Annotated in this window: 24 protein-coding genes and 1 riboswitch; of the genes, 16 read left to right on the forward strand and 8 right to left on the reverse strand. The window is 75.0% G+C overall.

Features of this window, described 5'->3' with window-relative positions; translation table 11 throughout:
* Window positions 1-65: 65 nt before the first annotated feature.
* Both trxA and ACRYM0_RS16365 read right to left on the reverse strand, forming a co-directional pair.
* Window positions 66-521, reverse strand: a complete 456-nt coding sequence (gene trxA / locus ACRYM0_RS16360) for a thioredoxin (RefSeq protein ID WP_432506868.1) — start codon at window positions 519-521, stop codon at window positions 66-68.
* Between the two features lie 67 nt (window positions 522-588).
* Complete coding sequence (locus ACRYM0_RS16365; RefSeq protein ID WP_432506869.1) at window positions 589-1,248, reverse strand: DinB family protein; 660 nt, start codon at window positions 1,246-1,248, stop codon at window positions 589-591.
* Window positions 1,249-1,593: 345 nt separating this feature from the next.
* On the opposite strand from ACRYM0_RS16365, the gene ACRYM0_RS16370 reads away from it, so the two are divergent.
* Window positions 1,594-2,091 carry a hypothetical protein gene (locus tag ACRYM0_RS16370; RefSeq protein ID WP_432506870.1) on the forward strand — a complete coding sequence of 166 codons (498 nt, stop codon included), beginning with the start codon at window positions 1,594-1,596 and terminating at the stop codon, window positions 2,089-2,091.
* 19 nt (window positions 2,092-2,110) lie between these two features.
* Here ACRYM0_RS16370 and ACRYM0_RS16375 read toward each other — a convergent pair whose 3' ends face one another.
* Together ACRYM0_RS16375 and ACRYM0_RS16380 are read right to left on the reverse strand one after the other, a co-directional pair.
* The gene (locus tag ACRYM0_RS16375) at window positions 2,111-3,106 is read right to left on the reverse strand and encodes a helix-turn-helix transcriptional regulator (RefSeq protein WP_432506871.1); all 996 of its coding nucleotides are present in this window, start codon (window positions 3,104-3,106) and stop codon (window positions 2,111-2,113) included.
* Window positions 3,107-3,121: 15 nt separating this feature from the next.
* Window positions 3,122-3,670, reverse strand: a complete 549-nt coding sequence (locus tag ACRYM0_RS16380; RefSeq protein ID WP_432506872.1) for a 2'-5' RNA ligase family protein — start codon at window positions 3,668-3,670, stop codon at window positions 3,122-3,124.
* Window positions 3,671-3,764: 94 nt separating this feature from the next.
* Here ACRYM0_RS16380 and ACRYM0_RS16385 point away from each other — a divergent pair, with 94 nt between their 5' ends.
* A complete protein-coding gene (locus ACRYM0_RS16385) occupies window positions 3,765-4,502 on the forward strand; it encodes an LmeA family phospholipid-binding protein (protein ID WP_432506873.1) in 738 nt (245 codons plus the stop codon).
* 61 nt (window positions 4,503-4,563) lie between these two features.
* Here ACRYM0_RS16385 and ACRYM0_RS16390 read toward each other — a convergent pair whose 3' ends face one another.
* Together ACRYM0_RS16390 and ACRYM0_RS16395 are read right to left on the reverse strand one after the other, a co-directional pair.
* Window positions 4,564-4,794 (reverse strand): hypothetical protein, encoded by a 231-nt coding sequence (locus ACRYM0_RS16390; protein WP_432506874.1) that lies wholly within the window; start codon window positions 4,792-4,794, stop codon window positions 4,564-4,566.
* A gap of 76 nt (window positions 4,795-4,870) precedes the next feature.
* Window positions 4,871-5,455 carry a TetR family transcriptional regulator C-terminal domain-containing protein gene (locus ACRYM0_RS16395; protein ID WP_432506875.1) on the reverse strand — a complete coding sequence of 195 codons (585 nt, stop codon included), beginning with the start codon at window positions 5,453-5,455 and terminating at the stop codon, window positions 4,871-4,873.
* Window positions 5,456-5,510: 55 nt separating this feature from the next.
* On the opposite strand from ACRYM0_RS16395, the gene ACRYM0_RS16400 reads away from it, so the two are divergent.
* On the forward strand, window positions 5,511-6,011 hold the full coding sequence (locus tag ACRYM0_RS16400; protein ID WP_432506890.1) for a GNAT family N-acetyltransferase: 501 nt from the start codon (window positions 5,511-5,513) through the stop codon (window positions 6,009-6,011).
* Window positions 6,012-6,084: 73 nt separating this feature from the next.
* On the opposite strand, the gene ACRYM0_RS16405 is transcribed toward ACRYM0_RS16400, so the two are convergent.
* Window positions 6,085-6,726: a TetR/AcrR family transcriptional regulator gene (locus ACRYM0_RS16405; protein ID WP_432506876.1), complete on the reverse strand. Its 642-nt coding sequence runs from the start codon at window positions 6,724-6,726 to the stop codon at window positions 6,085-6,087.
* Between the two features lie 121 nt (window positions 6,727-6,847).
* Between ACRYM0_RS16405 and ACRYM0_RS16410 the strand changes: the two genes are divergently transcribed.
* From ACRYM0_RS16410 to ACRYM0_RS16450, 9 genes are all read left to right on the forward strand, one after another.
* Entirely contained in the window at window positions 6,848-7,438 is a 591-nt protein-coding gene (locus tag ACRYM0_RS16410; protein WP_432506877.1) for a MauE/DoxX family redox-associated membrane protein, read from the forward strand.
* Window positions 7,439-7,499: 61 nt separating this feature from the next.
* Window positions 7,500-8,108 carry a redoxin domain-containing protein gene (locus tag ACRYM0_RS16415; RefSeq protein WP_432506878.1) on the forward strand — a complete coding sequence of 203 codons (609 nt, stop codon included), beginning with the start codon at window positions 7,500-7,502 and terminating at the stop codon, window positions 8,106-8,108.
* 75 nt (window positions 8,109-8,183) lie between these two features.
* Window positions 8,184-8,867 carry a methylamine dehydrogenase light chain gene (locus ACRYM0_RS16420; protein WP_432506879.1) on the forward strand — a complete coding sequence of 228 codons (684 nt, stop codon included), beginning with the start codon at window positions 8,184-8,186 and terminating at the stop codon, window positions 8,865-8,867.
* The gene (locus ACRYM0_RS16425; protein ID WP_432506880.1) at window positions 8,864-9,073 is read left to right on the forward strand and encodes a hypothetical protein; all 210 of its coding nucleotides are present in this window, start codon (window positions 8,864-8,866) and stop codon (window positions 9,071-9,073) included. Before ACRYM0_RS16420 ends, ACRYM0_RS16425 begins: the two co-directional genes overlap by 4 nt.
* A gap of 24 nt (window positions 9,074-9,097) precedes the next feature.
* Entirely contained in the window at window positions 9,098-9,685 is a 588-nt protein-coding gene (locus ACRYM0_RS16430; RefSeq protein WP_432506881.1) for a hypothetical protein, read from the forward strand.
* A 64-nt stretch (window positions 9,686-9,749) separates the two neighbouring features.
* A complete protein-coding gene (locus ACRYM0_RS16435) occupies window positions 9,750-11,075 on the forward strand; it encodes a hypothetical protein (protein WP_432506882.1) in 1,326 nt (441 codons plus the stop codon).
* Window positions 11,072-12,688, forward strand: coding sequence for a multicopper oxidase family protein (locus ACRYM0_RS16440; protein ID WP_432506883.1), 1,617 nt, complete (start codon window positions 11,072-11,074; stop codon window positions 12,686-12,688). Before ACRYM0_RS16435 ends, ACRYM0_RS16440 begins: the two co-directional genes overlap by 4 nt.
* Before the next feature lie 11 nt (window positions 12,689-12,699).
* Window positions 12,700-13,047 carry a plastocyanin/azurin family copper-binding protein gene (locus ACRYM0_RS16445; protein ID WP_432506884.1) on the forward strand — a complete coding sequence of 116 codons (348 nt, stop codon included), beginning with the start codon at window positions 12,700-12,702 and terminating at the stop codon, window positions 13,045-13,047.
* On the forward strand, window positions 13,044-13,388 hold the full coding sequence (locus tag ACRYM0_RS16450; RefSeq protein ID WP_432506885.1) for a cupredoxin domain-containing protein: 345 nt from the start codon (window positions 13,044-13,046) through the stop codon (window positions 13,386-13,388). The genes ACRYM0_RS16445 and ACRYM0_RS16450 overlap by 4 nt, the downstream gene beginning before the upstream one ends.
* Window positions 13,389-13,541: 153 nt before the next feature.
* On the opposite strand, the gene ACRYM0_RS16455 is transcribed toward ACRYM0_RS16450, so the two are convergent.
* On the reverse strand, window positions 13,542-14,468 hold the full coding sequence (locus ACRYM0_RS16455; RefSeq protein WP_432506886.1) for a hypothetical protein: 927 nt from the start codon (window positions 14,466-14,468) through the stop codon (window positions 13,542-13,544).
* A 208-nt stretch (window positions 14,469-14,676) separates the two neighbouring features.
* Here ACRYM0_RS16455 and ACRYM0_RS16460 point away from each other — a divergent pair, with 208 nt between their 5' ends.
* The 4 genes from ACRYM0_RS16460 (at window position 14,677) to mgrA (ending at window position 17,318) form a co-directional block, all read left to right on the forward strand.
* Window positions 14,677-15,102: a GNAT family N-acetyltransferase gene (locus tag ACRYM0_RS16460; protein WP_432506887.1), complete on the forward strand. Its 426-nt coding sequence runs from the start codon at window positions 14,677-14,679 to the stop codon at window positions 15,100-15,102.
* Window positions 15,103-15,213: 111 nt separating this feature from the next.
* Window positions 15,214-15,447, forward strand: a complete 234-nt coding sequence (locus ACRYM0_RS16465) for a DUF4037 domain-containing protein (protein WP_432506891.1) — start codon at window positions 15,214-15,216, stop codon at window positions 15,445-15,447.
* A gap of 52 nt (window positions 15,448-15,499) precedes the next feature.
* A riboswitch (cyclic di-GMP riboswitch) is annotated at window positions 15,500-15,579 on the forward strand.
* Between the two features lie 11 nt (window positions 15,580-15,590).
* The gene (locus tag ACRYM0_RS16470; protein WP_432506888.1) at window positions 15,591-16,214 is read left to right on the forward strand and encodes a hypothetical protein; all 624 of its coding nucleotides are present in this window, start codon (window positions 15,591-15,593) and stop codon (window positions 16,212-16,214) included.
* Window positions 16,215-16,277: 63 nt separating this feature from the next.
* On the forward strand, window positions 16,278-17,318 hold the full coding sequence (mgrA, locus tag ACRYM0_RS16475) for an L-glyceraldehyde 3-phosphate reductase (RefSeq protein WP_432506889.1): 1,041 nt from the start codon (window positions 16,278-16,280) through the stop codon (window positions 17,316-17,318).
* Window positions 17,319-17,418: the final 100 nt, after the last annotated feature.

Consider the following 17,418-nt stretch of genomic DNA (forward strand, 5'->3'; position numbering starts at 1 on the left):
CCCGCACCCCCGGCAGAGGGGGTGCGGGGCCGTTCGCCGTGCCGCGCGGGTGGGACGTCAGGGCGTCAGAACGCCGCCGGGTCGGTGCCGGCGCGCACCGCGGTGCCGGTGCGCTGCGCCTGCGCCGCCCGGGCCGCCTGCGCCTGCTGCTGGGCGCGCTGCTGCTCCATCGCCTGGGCGTACTGCTGCTTCACGGTGTCCATGTCCAGGGCGCGGACCTGCTCGATGAGCTGCTCCAGCGCCGTCTCCGGCAGGGCGCCGGGCTGGCCGAACACCGGGATGCCGTCGCGGTAGGCCACCAGCGTCGGGATGGACGTGATGCCGTAGCGGGCGGCCAGCTGCTGCTGGTCCTCGGTGTCCACCTTCGTGAACGTGATGTCCTCGTGCTTCTCCGACGCCCGCTCGAACACCGGGCCGAACTGGCGGCACGGCCCGCACCACTCCGCCCAGAAGTCGATGAGGACGATGCCGTCCTTGACGGTCTCGTCGTGCGTCTCCAGGGTCAGTGCCTGAGTGCTCATGCCCGCTCCAACCACGACCGGCCCGCGAGGCTTCCCCGGCGGCGCCGTCCGGCTCCGGGGACGCCCGTCAGCGGGGACGGCGGCCGGTCAGCGCCAGCAGCTCCTCCTGCGCGGTGGCGCCCTCCGGCGCGGGCAGCGCCGGGCCGAACACGCCGTACGAGCGCCACTCCTCGGCGTGCACCCGCAGGTGCGCCAGCAGCGGCTCCACCAGCTCCGGCTCGAGCTGGTCGTCCACGCCGACGAGCCGGGCGATCTCCACCGCCCGCAGCGCGCGGAAGGAGATCACCTGCCACAGGTAGTCGCGGGCGCTGTAGTCGCCGAAGGAGCAGTGCACGGTGCGGTCCAGGTCGTCCAGCCCCTGCGCGGCGGCCACCGCGTCCTCGACGAGGCGCTCGAAGGCGGCCACCGGGTCCGCGCCCAGCAGGTCGCCGCGGTGGGCGTCCTCGCCGACCTCGCCCATCGTGCGCCCGGCCAGCATCGCCGGCACCCAGGCGTCGTCGTAGGCGTGGTAGTTCAGGAGCTCGCGCAGCGTCGGATCGGCGCCGGGGTCGCTCGTGGTCACGACGCCGCGGGTGCGCAGGTCCCACTGGTCCTCGCGGACCTGGCGCACCACGGCCAGCAGCGCCTCGTCGGCCAGGACGAAGACGGTGCGCTCGTCGGTGCCCGCGGGGGCGGTCGTGCTGGTGGTGCTCGTGGCGGTGGTCTCGGTGGTGCTCGTCCCGGTCACGGTGTCCTCCTCGTCGGTGGGGTGCTCCGCAGTGCGGCGATCGGCACGCTAGGGGCGAAAGGCGTCAGGTCGTGTCGGGTTCGCGGGCGGGTCCGGGCCGGGGTGCTCAGCGGGATCCTGAGTTGCCGACCCACTCGTGCGGTGTTCAACTGTTCCCGGAGCGAGCGTTCCCGCCCGCGGTCGAGCAGGTGCCGCGCCGGGCGGCTCACTCGCTGCGCACCGCCGCAGTCGAAACGCCGGGCTGACGGCCCACGGCGCCCACCGCGCCGCGGGAACGCGCTCCCCACCGACGAAAGACCCCCGTCAGCAGACGAGGGCCCCGCACGACGAACCACGGGAGACCACATGGCAACGACCGGACCGAACGACCTCGCCCGCGACACCCGCCGCGCCAGCGGCAAGGGCCTCGGTGTCGCCGCCCTCGGCGTCGTCGTCCTCAACATCTCCCCGTTCCTGGACTGGGTGCAGTTCGAGGGCACCGCCCAGGGGCGCGTCGGCTACGAGACCGACTCCCTCGTGCCCTTCACCGCCTACCTCGGCATCGGCTTCCTGCTGGCGCTGGCGTACGCCCACAAGCGCGCCCGCCGCGGTCAGCACCGCGGCCTGACCCTGGCCTCCATGGCCGTGGCGCTGGCCACGACCCTGCAGTGCATCGCCTTCGCCGTGCACCCCATGGGTGGGCTGGAGCGCGGTGACGCCCTCACCCCGGAGATCGGCGTCTACGTCGGCATCCTCGGTGCGGCGATCTGGGCCATCGGCTCCGGTCTGCTCGCCAAGGAGGTCGAGGGTGACGACGACACCCTCGACGTCCGCCCCGGGATGGACCGCGCCGCCCGCAGCTGATCCACGCCGTCAGGGCCCCTCACCGCAGCAGCGGTGAGGGGCCCTGCTCGTACAGGGAGGCCGTCGCCCGCGCTCTCGCGGCGACGGCCTCCCGCACGTCCGCCGGCGCCAGGACCTCCACGTCCGCACCGAGACCGAGCAGCGTCGTCAGCGCCCACTCGCGCGCGTCGAAACCCACCCGCACCTCCACCCGGCCCGCCGCGTCCACCGGCAGGCCGTCGGCGACCACCGGCAGGTGCGGTTGCGCCGCCGCCGACGCCACCCGCCGCAGCCCCGGCAGCGCCCGCGGGTGCGCCCGCACCGTCACCTCCAGCGCCTCGCGCGCCGCCTCGGCCCGTGCCAGGTGCTCGCGCCAGGCGCGGTGCAGGTCGAAACCCGCCGGCCGCCGCGCCGCCTCGTCGAGCACCTCCACCTCGGCCAGGCGCGAGACCCGGTAGGTGCGCAGCTCGCCGTCGCGCTGCGCCAGCAGGTACCACTCGCCCTTCAGGACCAGCCCCAGCGGGTCCAGCACCCGCTCGGTGCGCTCGCCGGTGCGGCGGTGGTGGCGCACCCGCACCCGGCGCTCGTCCCACACCGCGCGCGCCAGCGCCAGCAGGGCCGGTGCCGGCTCCGCCGTGCCGAACCACCGGTCGGTGTCCAGGTGGAAGCGCGAGGCCACCCGGTGGGCGCGCTCGCGGCCCTCCGGGGTGGTGCCCGCCAGCAGCTTCAGCTGCGCGCCGCCCACCACGTCGGCGAACCCCAGGTCCTGCGCGACGCCGCCCAGGCCCAGGAACGTGACGGCCTCCGCCTCCGCCGCGGACAGCCCGCTCGTGCGGTGCCGGTGGCCGTCGGCGATGCGGTAACCGCCCGCCGTGCCGCGCACCGAGACCACGGGCACGCCCGCCGCGACCAGTTCGGCGACGTCGCGCTGCACGGTCCGCTCGGACACCTCCAGCCGCTCGGCCAGCTCCCGCGCCGTCACCAGCGGCCGCGTCTGCAGCAGCATCGCCATCGTCAGCAACCGGCCCGCGCGCACCGGCCCAGGATGGCGTCAGCCGCCCGTGCAGGGGAACAGCGCCAGGTCCCCGGTGCCGCCGACCTCCACGACCGCCAGCGCCTCCACCCGCCCGGCCAGCGGCAGCAGCGGCTCCAGCGCCGCCAGCGCCGGAGCGGCCCGCACCCGCCGCGCCAGCGTGCAGTGCGGCACCCAGCGGCCCGGCGCGGACGTCGCGAACCCGTTGCGCAGGCCGTGGGCGCTCAGGGCCTCGACGGCGTCCGCGTGCCAGTTGCGCAGCGCGCCCGCCTCGCGGCAGCCGGCCCACAGCACCGCCCCGCGACCGAACGTGCCGACCTCGTCCAGCACCACGGGCACGGGCGGCAGTTCGGCGGCGGCGGCGCCGACGGCGGCGGTGAAGGCGGCCGTGCCCGCGGGTGGGCAGGCGGCGCCCAGGACGGTCAGGTGCGCGCGGTGCCGGGGAGCGGCGGGAGCGCGCACCCCCGCGGTGCGCAGCGACCGGCGCACCCCGGCCAGCGACTCCTCCAGGCCCGCGTCGAAGGCGGCGCACACCACCAGGGTGCGCTCGCGCTGCCGTGGACCCACCCCGGCAGCGTAGGCGGGTCGGGTCGGATCGGTCCCGGGCGCGGGGGCGGGGGCGGGTCGACCCGCGCGCGGGCGCCTGCGGCACAGTGGGGGCGTGGCGCGGTCCCGGAGCACCCTCGTGCGCGTCGTCGTGACGCTCGTGGCGCTGGCCGTCGTGCTGGTGGGCGCCGACCTGGCCGCCCGCGCCTGGGCGACCGGGCGGGCCGAGCAGGAGCTCCAGGAACGCCTGGCGCTGCCCCGGCCGCCGCAGGTGGACCTCGCCGGCGGGTCGTTCCTGTGGCAGGCGCTGCGCGGGCGCTACGAGGACGTCACCGTCACCGCCGGGCAGGTGCCGGCCGGGGACCTCACCCTGGACGAGGTGCGGGTGCGCCTGCCCGCCGTGCACGCACCGCTGACCGCGCTGGCGAGCGGCTCGGGCACCGTCGACGTGCAGGCCGGCACCTTCGACGCCGACGTGGGTTTCGCCGAGCTCATCGAGCAGGTGGACGCCGGGCCGCTGGACGTGGTGCTCACGCGTGACGGCGACGACGTGCGGGCCGCCACGACCGTGCGGGTGCTGGGCCTGAGCACGGAACTGTCGCTGACCGTCCAGCCGCGCCTGGACGGGGACGCGGTGCAGCTGGTGCCGGTGTCGGCCGAGGCTGCCGGTCAGGAGGTGCCGCTCGCGCGCGCCCGCAGGCTGCTGGACGCCGCCGGGGTGGACGCCCTGGACGGCTGGGAGGTGGCCCTGGACGAGGTGCCCGGTGAGGTGGAGCTGCAGGACCTCACCGTCACCGACGAGGGGGTGCGGGTGAGCGGAGCGGTGCTCGCCACCTCCACCGACCTGGGCTGAACGGCGCGACCCCCGCACCCGGGCAGCTCGTGCGCCGGGTGCGGGGGTCGTGGTGCGGGGGTTACAGGCCGATCTTGCCGGCGATGCCGCCGAGGCCGCCGCCCCCACCACCGCCACCGCCGGTGAACTTGGCGATCAGCTCGGAGGGGTTGACGCCGAACTTGTCCAGCAGGCCGGAGTCCTGCTCGGTGTCGACCTGGCCCGGCAGCTGGGAGTCGGCCTCCTGCGCCTTGCCGTCGTCGTTGAACTTCTCCCGGATGAGCTGGAGGACCAGCTCCTTGGGGATCTGCACGTCTCTTCCTCCTCCTGCGTCGCGGCTTCCGTCGCGCCCAGCCTGCCCCCACCCGGCCGGGGCCGCACCCGCACGTTCAGGAGGTCGCGGCGTCCACCGCGTCGTCGATCGCCGCGGTCTGGGCGCGCGCCGGGTAGGTGGCCGGGTCCACGGCGGCCAGGGAGTTCAGCCCCTCCACGAGCGCGACGAGCCCGCGGGCGCGGGCGGCGCGGCGCGGTCGCGGCAGACCGGGGTGCGCCTCGCCCAGCAGCCGCTCGATCCGCCGGACGAACACCCGGTTGCCCTCCCGGTGGGCGGCGGCCAGTTCCTCGTCCGCGGCCGCGGCGGCCAGGAACGCCAGCCACACGCGGGCGTCCTCGCGCTTGGCGGGGGTGAGGCAGGCCGCCTGGTGCAGCACCGCGCGCAGCCGCCCGGCGGGATCGGCGGTGCTCGCCTCCGCGGCCTCGGCGCTGCGGGCCGCCCGCTCGTGCAGCAGCGCGCGGGCGTGCAGCAGCAGGGCGCGCTTGTCGGCGAAGGTGTGCATCAGCAGGCCCGTGGTGCACCCGGCCCGCTCGGCGACCGCGCGCAGCGTCAGGCCGGTCAGGCCCTGCTCGGCCAGCACCGACCACGTCGCCGCCGAGAGGCGTTCGCGCTGCTCGTCCACGTCGCGTCGCCTCGGCACGCCGTCACCGTAGCGGACCGCCGGAACCGTAACGCCTGTTACCGTAACGGCCGTGATGGACAGTCGGGTGGGGGAGGAGCCGTTGCAGCGCTGGCGGATCACCGAGGAGGACTGGGACGCCCCCGACGGCGCCGAGCTGCGCGCCGCCCAGCGCGCCGAGCTCGACGCCCGCTACGGGAACGACGACCACGAACCCGGCGCCGCACCCACCGCCGCCGACGTGGCGGTGTTCCTCGTCGCCCGCGACGAGCGGGGGACCGCCGTGGCGTGCGGGGGGTTGCGGCCGCTGGCCCCGGGCAGCGCGGAGGTCAAGCGGATGTACGTGCGCCCCGCATCGCGCGGCAGCGGTGTCGCCACCGCCGTGCTGCGGGAACTGGAACGCGCGGCCGGGCGCCTCGGCGTGACGCGCCTGCTGCTGGAGACGGGGACCGCGCAACCGGAGGCGGTGCGGTTCTACGAGCGCGAGGGGTACGGGCGCATCGAGAACTTCGGCCCCTACGCGGGTGAACCCCTCTCGCTCTGCTACGCGCGGGACCTGGTGGCCCGGCGGGCGTGAGCGGGCCGGTACGCACCACTTGCGACCCGAGCCCGCCGGCGACGCGGTGCGTGGCGCCTCGTCGGTGACCGCGTCACCGCGTGGAACGGGGCCCGCGCATGCGGGTGGCGCCGGAGGCGGTCCCGCCGTGGCGGTGGGGGGCCAGGACGGTCCACACGACCCGCAGGCGCTGGACGGGGTCCGCGTCCGGGTGGAACACCACGGAATCCGTCTGGCCGGCGACGCCCAGGTGCCACACCACGGCGGTGAGGTCGTCGACGGGGGTGGAGGCCGCGAGCTCGCCGTCCTCGACGGCTTCGCGCAGGCACCTGCGCGCGCAGCCGAACCACTCGTCGGAGTCCGCTTCGTAGACGTCGCGCAGGTGCTCGTGGTGGGCGACGCGCCCCCAGAAGGCGATGAGGACCCTCGCCTCGTCCTGCGTGGTCCTGTCCAGCGGGAAGAACTCCTCCAGCAGCACCCGCAGTGCGGCGAGGCCGCGCCGCCCGGCCACCCGGGCGTCGCGGCGCCGTCCCGCCCGGCGGCTGACCCGCTGGGCGGCCTCGGCGAGGAGCTCGTCGAAGGTGTCGAAGTAGTGCCACAGCGCCCCGACCGAAACACCCACGCGCGCAGCCACCGCGCGGGAGGTCGCCGCCTCGAGGCCGCCGTCGGCGACGATCGCCAGGAACGCTTCGACGAACTCGTGGCGGCGCTGCTGCCGATCCACTGCGCGGGGCACCACCGGATCCTACGACGGCTATCGGTGTTAACACAGGCCTTACACAAGGGACATTGCCGGGAAACCCCGGGTCGTGAGAGTTCCACGTGTTGAGCGATCGCTCAAGAAGAGGAGGGCAGTCGTGGCCTGGAGCGCTGTGAGCGCCTTCGTGGGGTTGGTGCTCGTCCTGGCCGGAACCCCGAAACTCCTCGCACCGCGGGCCTTCTCGCGCGCCGTCCGGGGTTTCCGCGTCCTGCCGGGCGCACTCGCGCGCCCCGTGGCGCGCGTCGTGCCCGTCGCCGAGGTGCTCGCCGGAACGGCCCTCGTCGCCGGCGTCGCCGCCCCGGCAGCCGCGGTGGCCGCCACCGTCCTGTTCGCGGCGTTCACCGCCGGGCTGGCCGTGAACCTCGCCCGTGGACGACGTGACATCGACTGCGGATGCTTCGGCTTCACGGAACCGCCCGCCGGTGGGGTGGCCCGCATCGGCCCGTGGCACGCCCTGCGAGCAGCTGCCCTCGGAGCGGCCTCCGCCGCGCTCGTCGTGGTGGCCCCCGGAGCGCCCGCGGTGGCCGAGAGGTTCCAGGGCGCGTGCCTGGCGGCGGTGGTCCTGCTGCTGGCGGTGGTGGTGGCCCGCGTCACTCGCGTCGTGGGCCGCGGGCGCACCCGGGTGGACTCCCACCTCGCCGACGCGTCGGTGCGCTACCGCGCCGCCCTGGCCCGCACCGACCGCTGAGCTCCCCGACCGCCTGTTCCCCGGCCCGCTCCGCGGGCGCGACGAGACGAGGAAGACCCCGATGACCACGTTCCTGCTCGTGATGACCGGCGTGCTGACCCTGGCGGTGGCCGGTCTGCTGCTGATGGTGCTCGCGCTGGCCCGCGAGGTCGGCCGGGTCCAGGTGCGCCTGGGGCCGCTCGGCGCGCGGATGATGGACTCCGGCCCGAAGGTCGAGGAGGCCGGCCCGGCGTTCAGCGGGCTGACCGACCACCTCGGCCGCACCGTGAGCATCGGCGGTCACCGCGGCACGTCGCAACTGCTGATGTTCACCGGGCCCAACTGCTCGACCTGTAAGAGCCTGCTGCCGGGCATCCGCGCCCTGGCGCGGGCCGAGCGGGACCTGGAGGTCGTCATGGTCTCCGACGGCACACCCGAGGAGCACGCCGCGTTCCTCGCCGCCGGGAGGATCACCGACGAGCTCAGCTACGTCGACGCCCGCGACGTGGGCGTCGCCTACCAGGTCGGCACCACCCCCTACGGCGTCGTCCTCGACGAGCACGGCGTCATCCGCGCCAAGGGCCTGTGCAACCACCTGCAGCAGGTGGAGAGCCTGCTCAACGCCCTGGAGACCGGAACCCCCTCGGTGCAGCACCTGCACCGCAACGCCCGGGCCGAGCTCGCCGGCTGAGCCCTGCGGCCGGGGCCGGCGGCTCCCGCCCGCGCTCCCGCGGGGACCAGAGGCAGGACCGATGAGAGGAGAACCGTGCGAGACCCCGACGAGACCCACGAGAAGAAGTTCGCCGTCGACGAGAGGACCGTCCAGGAGCAGGCGGACTGGCTGGCGGGCCAGGGAGGCACCCGGACCAGCAGGGTGGCCCGGCGCCTGTCCGAGCGCGTCTCGCGCCGCTCGGCCCTGGGCAAGCTGGGTGCCTGGACGATGGGCCTGACGGGGGTGGCGATGATCGGAGCACTACCCGTCACCCGGTCCGCGCAGGCGGCACCGGGCGAGCCGGCCGCACCGGGCACCGAACCCCTCCTGCCCGTCTACGAGGGCAGCAACCCCGCCGAGTGCGAGTACTGGCGCTGGTGCAACATGGACGGCCGCCCCTGCTCCTCCTGCGCCGGCGGCGGGGTGACCACCTGCGCCCCCGGCAGCAAGCCGGGCGCGGAGTTCTGGGTGGGGTGCTGCACCGACCCCACCACCGGCAAGACGTACCTCATCGCCTACTACGACTGCTGCGGCGCCTCCTCGTGCTCGACGAACTACTGCGGTGAGCCCGACGCGCAGGCCGTGATGTACAACCCGGTCTCCGGCAGCTACGACCAGGAGATCATCTGGTGCGTCTCCGACGAGTCGCAGTCCTACACCTGCACCATGGCGCCGGTCATCGGTGAGGACTGCACCCCGCGGCCGGCGGCTCGGCCCAAGGTCGGTGCCGGGGCGTGAGCCCCTCCGGCACGCGCCCGGCGCAGGCGTTCTCGAAACCCCCCGTCGCAGCGGCGTACGGCCGCCGGGCCCGGCTCGGGGCGTGGGCGTCGGCGCTGGCGGCGGGGCTGGTGCTGGCGGCACTGGTGGACCCGCACCCCTCGTGGGGACTGCTCGTGCTGCCCGCCGCGCTGCTGTCGGGGATCGGGGCCAGCTGGTCGCCTTGAGGCTACTCGCTGGTCGCCACCACGGTGGCGCCCAAGCCCGCGGTCCGCGGGCGCTCGACACCGGCACGACGGATCCTCTGGTACACGCTGGGACTGCTGCTCACGGCGATCCCCACGGGAGCCGCCGTCGGCGCGCTCGGCGGGGTCCTGCAGGACCTCGGCGCACGCGTCCCGACGTCGTGGGGCTTCCTCGGCTGGGCCGCGGTCGCCGCCGCCTACGCGCTGCACGAGATGCGCCTGGTCACCCTGCCGCACCCGCAGCGCTCCAGGCAGGTCCCGGCGGGGTGGCGACGCCGGTACCAGCCGCGCCTGGTCGCCCTCGGGTTCGGTGCCCTCATCGGCCCGGGGTACCTCATCTTCATCCGCACCACCGCCTTCTACCTGCTCACCCTCGCCGTCCTGCTCGCCGGTTCCCCGTGGTGGGGAGCCCTGGGTTGGGCCCTGATGGCCCTGGGTCGCACGGTCTCCTCCTGGGCGGCGCTCCCCAGCGCCCGCCGCGGGCAGCTCGACCGGCACCTGGGGCGCACGCTGCTGCTGGACAACCCCGCCCGCCTGCTGGGCGGAGCGACCCTGGCGCTGCTGGCCGGCGCCGCAGCGGCAGCGGTGCTGTGAACCGCGGCCGGCGGGTGGTCGACCGCCGGCCGCGGCCCCTCGACCGACGAAAGGTGTCCCCCACGTGAAGCTCAGCAGAGCACGCGCCGCTGCGCTGGCCGCACCCCTGGTGGTGGTGGTCCTGGCGACCGGCTGTACCGGCGACGACGAGCCGGCCGGATCCACCGCGGCGGCCGCGCCGGCCGCCGGCGAACCGACGTTCAGCCCGCCGCCGTACACCGCGCCGGGGGAGGGGATCTCCCTCGGCGCGAACGACCAGGAGATCGGTGACACGATCCCCGAACCGCTGCACGTGAGCGAGATCCCCCCGGTCCCCGCCGACCGCATGGTCACCCGGGAGAGCGGTGCCGGCGGCCTGGAGTACGTGTGGGACGTCGTCGACCCGGCCACCGGCGTCGTGGAGTCGCGCATCGCCACCGGCCCCGGGATCTGGGACCCGGTCGTGCACGCCTTCGTCACCGAGTCCTCCGACGAGCCCGCTGTGCTGGCCGCCGAGGTGTGGCGACCCCGCGGGAACCGCGGCCAGGCCGAGTTCGTCGTCTCGCGCTACTCCGGGAACCTGCTCCAGCCGGAGGAGGTCCAGCTCCCCGACACCGCGCGGGTGCACTCCCGCGACGGTTCGCACGCCGTCACGGCCGACCGCGAGTACTTCGTGACCTGGGACGACGGCATGTACGGACTGCGCGTCGTGGACCTGGCAGCCGGTGAGCAGAGCGGCATGCTCCCGCTCGTCGGGTGCGGCCCCTTCACGTGGGTCGTGGACCACGACGTCTACTCCGTCTGCGAGGGCTCCCGGGAACTCGTGCGCATCACCATCGGCGAGGACGGCGTGCCCGTCGAGGCCGGCCGCGCCGAGGTCCTGCCCGAGGACTTCGTCAGCAACCGGGAGGCGAGCACCGCCGGAGCAGCGGGCACCGGGCTGCTGGTGGGCGCGAACGGCGACGCCTACCTGTTCGACTTCTCCCAGGGCCTGCCCGAGCAGCCCCAGACGCCCCTGGGCAACGTCGGCATCGACTCCGGCCGCTTCGCGGAGACGGCCGTGAACGCGGACGCCACGCGCATCGCCGTCGCCTACACCGACAGCGCCGTCCACCCGCACTCCGCCCGCGGCGGCGACGTCGTGCAGGTGCAGCTGCGCGACGCGGCCGGCCTGGTCCCCGTGGCGACCCTGACGCTGGAGTCCCTGGGGATGGCTTCCCTGGACTCCTTCGCGTTCGACACCGCCGGCACCACCCTCTACGTGCTGGGGGAGGGCCCCGAGGTCGACGGGGAGGCGCCGACCCTGCTCAAGGGGTTCGACGCCGCCACCGGCACCGAGAAGAGCTCGGTCGAGGTCACCGGGAACGTCGACGGGGTGTCCGGCCTGCTCGCGCCCGAGGCCCGCGGATGAGGGCAGCCGCCCGGCGGCAGCGGCGGGGGCGCTCCCCGCTGCTGCCGGCAGGACCCCTCGTGGGCCGTCGCGGTCTGCTGCTCGGCGGGGCGGCCGGCGCCGGGGTCGCGCTCGCCGGCTGCGGCAGCGAGGGACGGGCCGAACCCGGCCCCAGCGCGCCCGCCCTGGACTACGTGGCCGCGACCGACCCCGAGGTCGCCGCCGCCGAGGCCCGCCGCAGCGCCTCCGGGCGCACCGTCGACGTCGGCCTCGTCGCGCGGGCGGCGACCGTGGACCTCGCCGGCCGCGCCGTGGACACGTGGGTGTACGGCGACGGCCTGGCCGCCCCGGAGATCCGCGTCGGGCGCGGCGACCGGTTGCGGGCCGTCGTGCGCAACGAGCTCGCCGAGAGCACCACGGTGCACTGGCACGGCATCGCCTGCCGCAACGACATGGACGGCGCCGCACCCACGACGCAGGAGGCGGTCGCCCCCGGCGGGGAGTTCACGTACGACTTCCTCGTGCCCGACCCGGGGACCTACTGGTACCACTCGCACTCCGGGCTGCAGTCCGACCGTGCGCTGCTCGGCCCCCTGGTCGTGGAGGACCCGGAGGACTCCTCCGGCGCCGACGAGGAGTTCGTCGTCGTCCTCGACGACTGGGTCGACGGGCTGGGGACCACCCCGGACGCCGTCCTGCAGGCGCTGAACCCCGCCCTCACGGGCGGGCACGGCGGCCACGCCGGCCACGGCGCCGCTGCGCCGGCCGCACCCTCGGCGAGCGAGGCGGCGACCGCTGCCGGCCTCGTCGCGGGGGAGCACGGCACCTCGGACGCGCTCGGCGGCATGACGGGGCACATCACCTACCCGCTGCACCTGGTCAACGGCCGTCCCCCCGAGGACCCCGCCGTCCTGGAAGCCGCACCGGGCGCCCGCGTGCGCCTGCGCCTGGTGAACGCCGCCGCCGAGACCGCCTACCGCGTCGCGGTGGCCGGGCACGCGATGACCGTGATCGCGGCGGACGGCTTCGACGTCGAACCCGTGGTCACCGACGCCCTCGTGATCGGGTCGGCGCAGCGCTACGACGTCCTCGTCACGGTGCGCTCCGGAGCCTGGCCCGTCGTGGCGGTGGTCGAGGGGCGCGACGGGCACGCCGCCGCCGTCCTGCGCACCCGGGACGCCGCCGGCTCCGCCGGGTCCCTCGCCGCCGCCCCCGACCTGCCGGAACTGTCCGGCCGGCTGGTGCTGGAGGCCGCGATGCGGCCCGCCGCCCGGTCCGTCCTGGAGCAGCGCGAACCCGACCGCTCCTACTCCGTCGACCTCATCGAGGTCGAGGGCCGGTACGCCTGGGGGATGGCGGGCACCGACGCTGGGAACCTCGTCATGCGCGAGGGCGAGCGCGTCCGCATCACCATGAACAACACCACGTCCATGTGGCACCCGATGCACACCCACGGGCACACCTTCGCGATCCCCGAGTACGGCGGGCTGCGCAAGGACACCGCCCTGGTGCTGCCGGGGCAGTCGATGAGCATCGACTTCGACGCCGACAACCCCGGTGAGTGGATGTTCCACTGCCACAACGTCTACCACTTCGAGGCCGGCATGACGGCCAACATGCGCTACGTCCGATGAGAGGTTCCCACGTGAAGAAGCCCGTCCTCGTCCCCGCCCTCCTGCTGGCGGCGTCCCTGACCGCCTGCGGCGGCAGCGACGCCGCGGCCGGGGACGACGACCAGCCGGTGGTGCGCGTGGAGGTGAAGGACATGCGGTTCTCACCCGCGGAGATCACCGTGCAGGAGGGGCAGACCGTCGAGTGGGTCTTCGACGACGGTGGCATGCCCCACGACGTCGTCGGCGACGACCTGCCCGGCCTGGAGAGCGAACTGCTGACCAGCGGCACGTACACGTACACGTTCACCGAGGCCGGGGAGTTCGGTTACCACTGCACCCCCCACCCGGACATGACCGGCACCGTCACCGTCGAGGGGTGAGGCGCCGGGCGCTGCTCGCGGTGCCCGTCGCGGCCACCGCCGCGGCGTGCGGCCGGGGACGGGCAGCCGCCCCGACTCGACCTGCGGTCACCGTCGTGGTGCGGAACATCGCGTTTGAGCCGGCGGAGGTCGAGGTCGAGTCCGGGCAGGTGGTGGAGTGGGTGTTCGACGACGGCGGGATCCTGCACCACGTCCAGGGGGAGGAGTTCGACAGCGGGATCGTCGGCGCGGGCACCTTCCGGCACGAGTTCACTGAGGTGGGGGAGCGCCCCTACCTGTGCAGCGTTCACCCGCACATGACGGGCCTGGTGCGCGTCGTCGCCGGGGGACGCCAGCGGTAGTCGTGCCGATGGGTGGAGCGTCCGGTACCCGTGGAGGCAGCCACCAGCGTGGTGGCGGTGCCGCGTCGCCGTCCTCCCGGCGCGGGCACACGCGGTGCCCAGCGTGAGCACCGGGAGGTGCTCCTCCGGCGGGGCGGCCCGGCCCGGCGCAGCTCAGTCGACCCGGAAGTCCCCGGGGCCGCGAACGGTGCCGGCCGGAGCTCCGGTGTCCACGACGTCCTGCCAGGGGACGTCGAAGGAGAGCACCTGGGAGTTGTCGCGGCTGATCCCCCACAGGGCGGGTTCGTGGGCCTGGTCGTCCCAGTCGATGCCTTGTCCCTCGATCCCGGGCAGCTCCACCGTCGCCACCCAGTGGAGCTGGGACCCCGCTTCGGGCAGCTCCAGCACGTAGGCCTCCGGCAGGTCGTGCCCGGTGACCCACAGCCGGCCGTCAGGGCCCCAGGAGCCGCCTGAGTTGCTCATGGGCGAGAACCTGTCGAGGATCTCGGCGGGCAACGTCCAGGACTGCAGGACCTGGAACCGGTCGTCCATCCGCACTACCTGGGTGTTCGCGGTGACGCCGTACGCCTCGCTGGCTCCCTCCATCACCCGGTCGTAGTTGGCGAACCCCGCCCACCAGCTGCCGTCGTGCCGGTCGAGCCACGTCAGCGACCCCCGGTCGACGCCGAAGCTGTGGGTGTCGACGTGCTGCATGGTGGCGGTGTCGAAGACCTCCACCGAGCTCGTCATCGGCCACGCGGGGTAGTTCGAGTGAGCGGCGTACAGGCGCCCGTCGACCACCGCTGCGGAGTCCAGGTGCATGAGGGGGCCGCCTTCGCCGCCGTCGAACTGCAGCAGCGGCTCACCGCTCGCCCTGTCGTGCTTGGTGATGGAAGTGTTGTCGACGGCGTAGAACGCCCTCTCATCGGCGGCGACCGCCTGGTGGGCGTCGAAGGCGTCGACGGTCTGCTCGGCGCGTGCGGTCAGGACGGGGGGCTCGGCTGGGTCCGTGGCGGCGATCGCGGGCGCGGTGAGGGCCACGACTGCGGCGGCCGCCGTCGAGGCGGCGAGGACGGGGAGGGCCCTGCGGGGAGTGTTCACAGTCTCAGCCTCCTCAGCGCGCCGCCTCCGGGGCAGGAGCGTTCCACGACGAGCTGCTGAACACTGCGCGAAGCCCTTCCCACCGGCCGGTGCAGACCGATCGAGCGTGCCTGCGCGACCCGTCGACCACCACGGGCGTCGCTGCAGCTCCGCGAGGCCTCGGTGAAACACGGTTGCGTCCCACGGTCCTGCCCACCACGCTCGCGCCGTGACCGGCCTGGAGCTCACCTCGTGCTTGGAGCGCGTCGACTGGTACGCCCTGGACGCGGCGCTGCGCGCGGACGGCTTCCACAACGGGCGCACCCCTGACGAGCTGCGCCGCTCCTGCGAGAACTCCCACCGCACCGTCCTCGCCCTGCTCGGCGGCGACGTGGTGTCGATGGGCCGCGTGCTCAGCGACGGCGTGTGCAACGCCTACCTCGTCGACGTGTGGACCGCGTCGGGGCACCGCCGCCGGGGACTCGCCGGGCGGGTCGTTCGGGAACTGCTGGGCAGCGTGCCCGGCCAGCACGTCGGGTTGTGGACCGACGACGCCCGGGAGTTCTACGAGATGCTGGGCTTCACCCGGCAGGGGGGCGGCATGAGCCTGGTGGTGGGCCGCTGGCTGGGCCGGTTCCCGCCCGCGTCGTCGTGACCGGGGAGCGTGCCGGGTCCGCGACGCCGACGCGTTCCTCACCGCGCACCTGCCCGCTGAGTTCGCCGGTCTGCCCACCCGGTTCCCCGTGACCTGGGACCCGCGCACCGCATCGGGGTCGGCGACGACGCCGGTTCCCGCGTCGTCACGGCGAGGCTGGTGCGCGCTGGTGTCCACCTCGGTTTCGTCCTCGAACGGCGCTGGCCGCCGTACCCGGACTGGGCCGGCACCGCCTTCACGGCGCTGCGCGAGGCGCTGGAGCACCTGGTGCGGGTGCACCCGCCGCCACCGGCAGCGCGGTGCGCCCAGACCTCAGCGCACCGTCGACCGGGTGAGAGCCCTTGACGCGACTGCGTCCCGTCCCGCACGGTGGACGGTGGGCACCCTCAGGTGCCCGTCCGGACAAGGGCAAACCCGTCGCGAGGCGGGGACGCAAAGCACAGGGGCCTCCCGAGCGGAGGCGGCCCGGCTACCCAGGAGGAAGAACGATGCGCCGCACCACCGCCCTCGCCGTCACGGCCGCCCTCGCCGCGGCCCTGGCCGTCCCCACGGCCGGCGCCGCGCTCGCGGCACCCCGGGTGAAGCCGACGACGAGCCCGACCGCGACGGCCACGCCCACCGCCACCGCAGAGCCGACCGCGACCCCGACGGACGCCCCCACCACCACGCCGGCCACCCCCACCGCGACGGGCACGCAGGCCCCCGCCCCGCGCGTGACCCGCGGCTCCCGCGGCGCGAAGAACGTCCTCGTCGTCAACGGCACGGTCAGCGCCGTCGACACCGCCGCGGCCACCCTGACGATCACCGTGCGCGGCGGCCGCGACAAGGAGCTGCGCGGCACGGAGTTCACCGTGGCCGTCGCCGAGGGCGCCAGGATCGTCCGCGACGACGCCCCGGCCGAACTGGCCGAGATCGCCGTCGGCGACCACGTGAACCTCAAGGGCACCCGCGGCACCGACGGCCCCACCGCCACCCGCGTCAGCGCCGACAGCGGCGACGAGCAGGACGGTGACGACCCCACCGCCACGCCGACGGCGGACCCCACCACCACGCCGACGGCGGAGCCCACCGCCACGCCCACGGCGGAGCCCACCACCACGCCCACCGCCTGACGGCGCAGCGTGACAGCGGCCGCCGGGGGCGTCCGGCGGCCGCTGCGCCTAGAGTCCCGGTGCGTGAGCTACCTCGCGGCGCCCAACCGCTACGACTCCATGCCCTACCGCCGCTGCGGCCGCAGCGGCCTCGAACTTCCCGCGGTGTCGCTGGGCTTCTGGCACAACTTCGGCGACGACAAGCCGTTCCAGACCCAGCGCGACATCGTCCGGCGCGCGTTCGACCTCGGCATCACGCACATGGACCTCGCCAACAACTACGGACCCCCCTACGGGGCTGCCGAGACGAACTTCGGCCGGCTCGTGAAGGAGGACCTGGCCCCGTACCGCGACGAGCTGGTGATCTCCTCCAAGGCCGGCTGGGACATGTGGCCCGGCCCCTACGGCGACCGCGGCTCGCGCAAGTACCTCACGGCCTCGCTGGAGGCCTCGCTCAAGCGCATGAACCTCGAGCACGTCGACATCTTCTACCACCACCGCCCCGACCCGGAGACGCCGCTGGAGGAGACGATGGGGGCGCTGGACGCCATCGTGCGCTCCGGCAAGGCCCTGTACGTGGGGATCTCCTCCTACGGCCCCGAGCGCACCCTGGAGGCCTCGCGGATCCTGCGCGAGCTGGGCACGCCGCTGTTGATCCACCAGCCGTCGTACTCCATGTTCAACCGCTGGATCGAGTCCGGCCTGCTGGACGTCCTGGAGGCCGAGGGCGTCGGCTGCATCCCGTTCACCGCGCTGGCCCAGGGCCTGCTGACGGACCGCTACCTCGACGGGGTCCCCGCCGGCTCCCGGGCCGCGCAGGGCAAGTCGCTGGACCCGGGGATCCTCACCGAGGAGAACCTGCGGCGCATCCGCGGCCTGAACGAGATCGCCGCCGGGCGCGGGCAGACGCTGGCGCAGCTGGCGCTGTCGTGGGTGCTGCGCGACCGGCGGGTCACCACCACCCTCATCGGCGCCAGCAGCGTGCAGCAGGTCGAGGACAACGTGGCCGCCGTGGCGAACCTCGACTTCACCGAGGACGAGCTGGCCGCCATCGACGAGTTCGCCGTCGACTCCGGCGTCGACCTGTGGGCGCAGGTCCGCGAGGCCGGCGACACCGCGTCCTGACGGCACCGGCCCCGGGGCCCGCGGGGGGCCGGGGGGGGGGGGGGGGGGGGGGGGGGGCGGGGGGCGGGGTGTGCCCCGCGAGGGGGTGCTGGGGGGGTTG

The sequence above is a fragment of the Kineococcus arenarius subsp. arenarius genome, from assembly GCF_050871845.1.
Taxonomy (GTDB): domain Bacteria; phylum Actinomycetota; class Actinomycetes; order Actinomycetales; family Kineococcaceae; genus Kineococcus.

Excerpts from the sequence above, each read along its gene's own strand:
- trxA (WP_432506868.1), bottom strand. The coding sequence starts at position 521 with ATGAGCACTCAGGCACTGACCCTGGAGACGCACGACGAGACCGTCAAG.
- ACRYM0_RS16370 (WP_432506870.1), top strand. The coding sequence starts at position 1,594 with ATGGCAACGACCGGACCGAACGACCTCGCCCGCGACACCCGCCGCGCC.
- ACRYM0_RS16400 (WP_432506890.1), top strand. The coding sequence starts at position 5,511 with ATGGACAGTCGGGTGGGGGAGGAGCCGTTGCAGCGCTGGCGGATCACC.
- ACRYM0_RS16415 (WP_432506878.1), top strand. The coding sequence starts at position 7,500 with ATGACCACGTTCCTGCTCGTGATGACCGGCGTGCTGACCCTGGCGGTG.
- ACRYM0_RS16440 (WP_432506883.1), top strand. The coding sequence starts at position 11,072 with ATGAGGGCAGCCGCCCGGCGGCAGCGGCGGGGGCGCTCCCCGCTGCTG.
- ACRYM0_RS16470 (WP_432506888.1), top strand. The coding sequence starts at position 15,591 with ATGCGCCGCACCACCGCCCTCGCCGTCACGGCCGCCCTCGCCGCGGCC.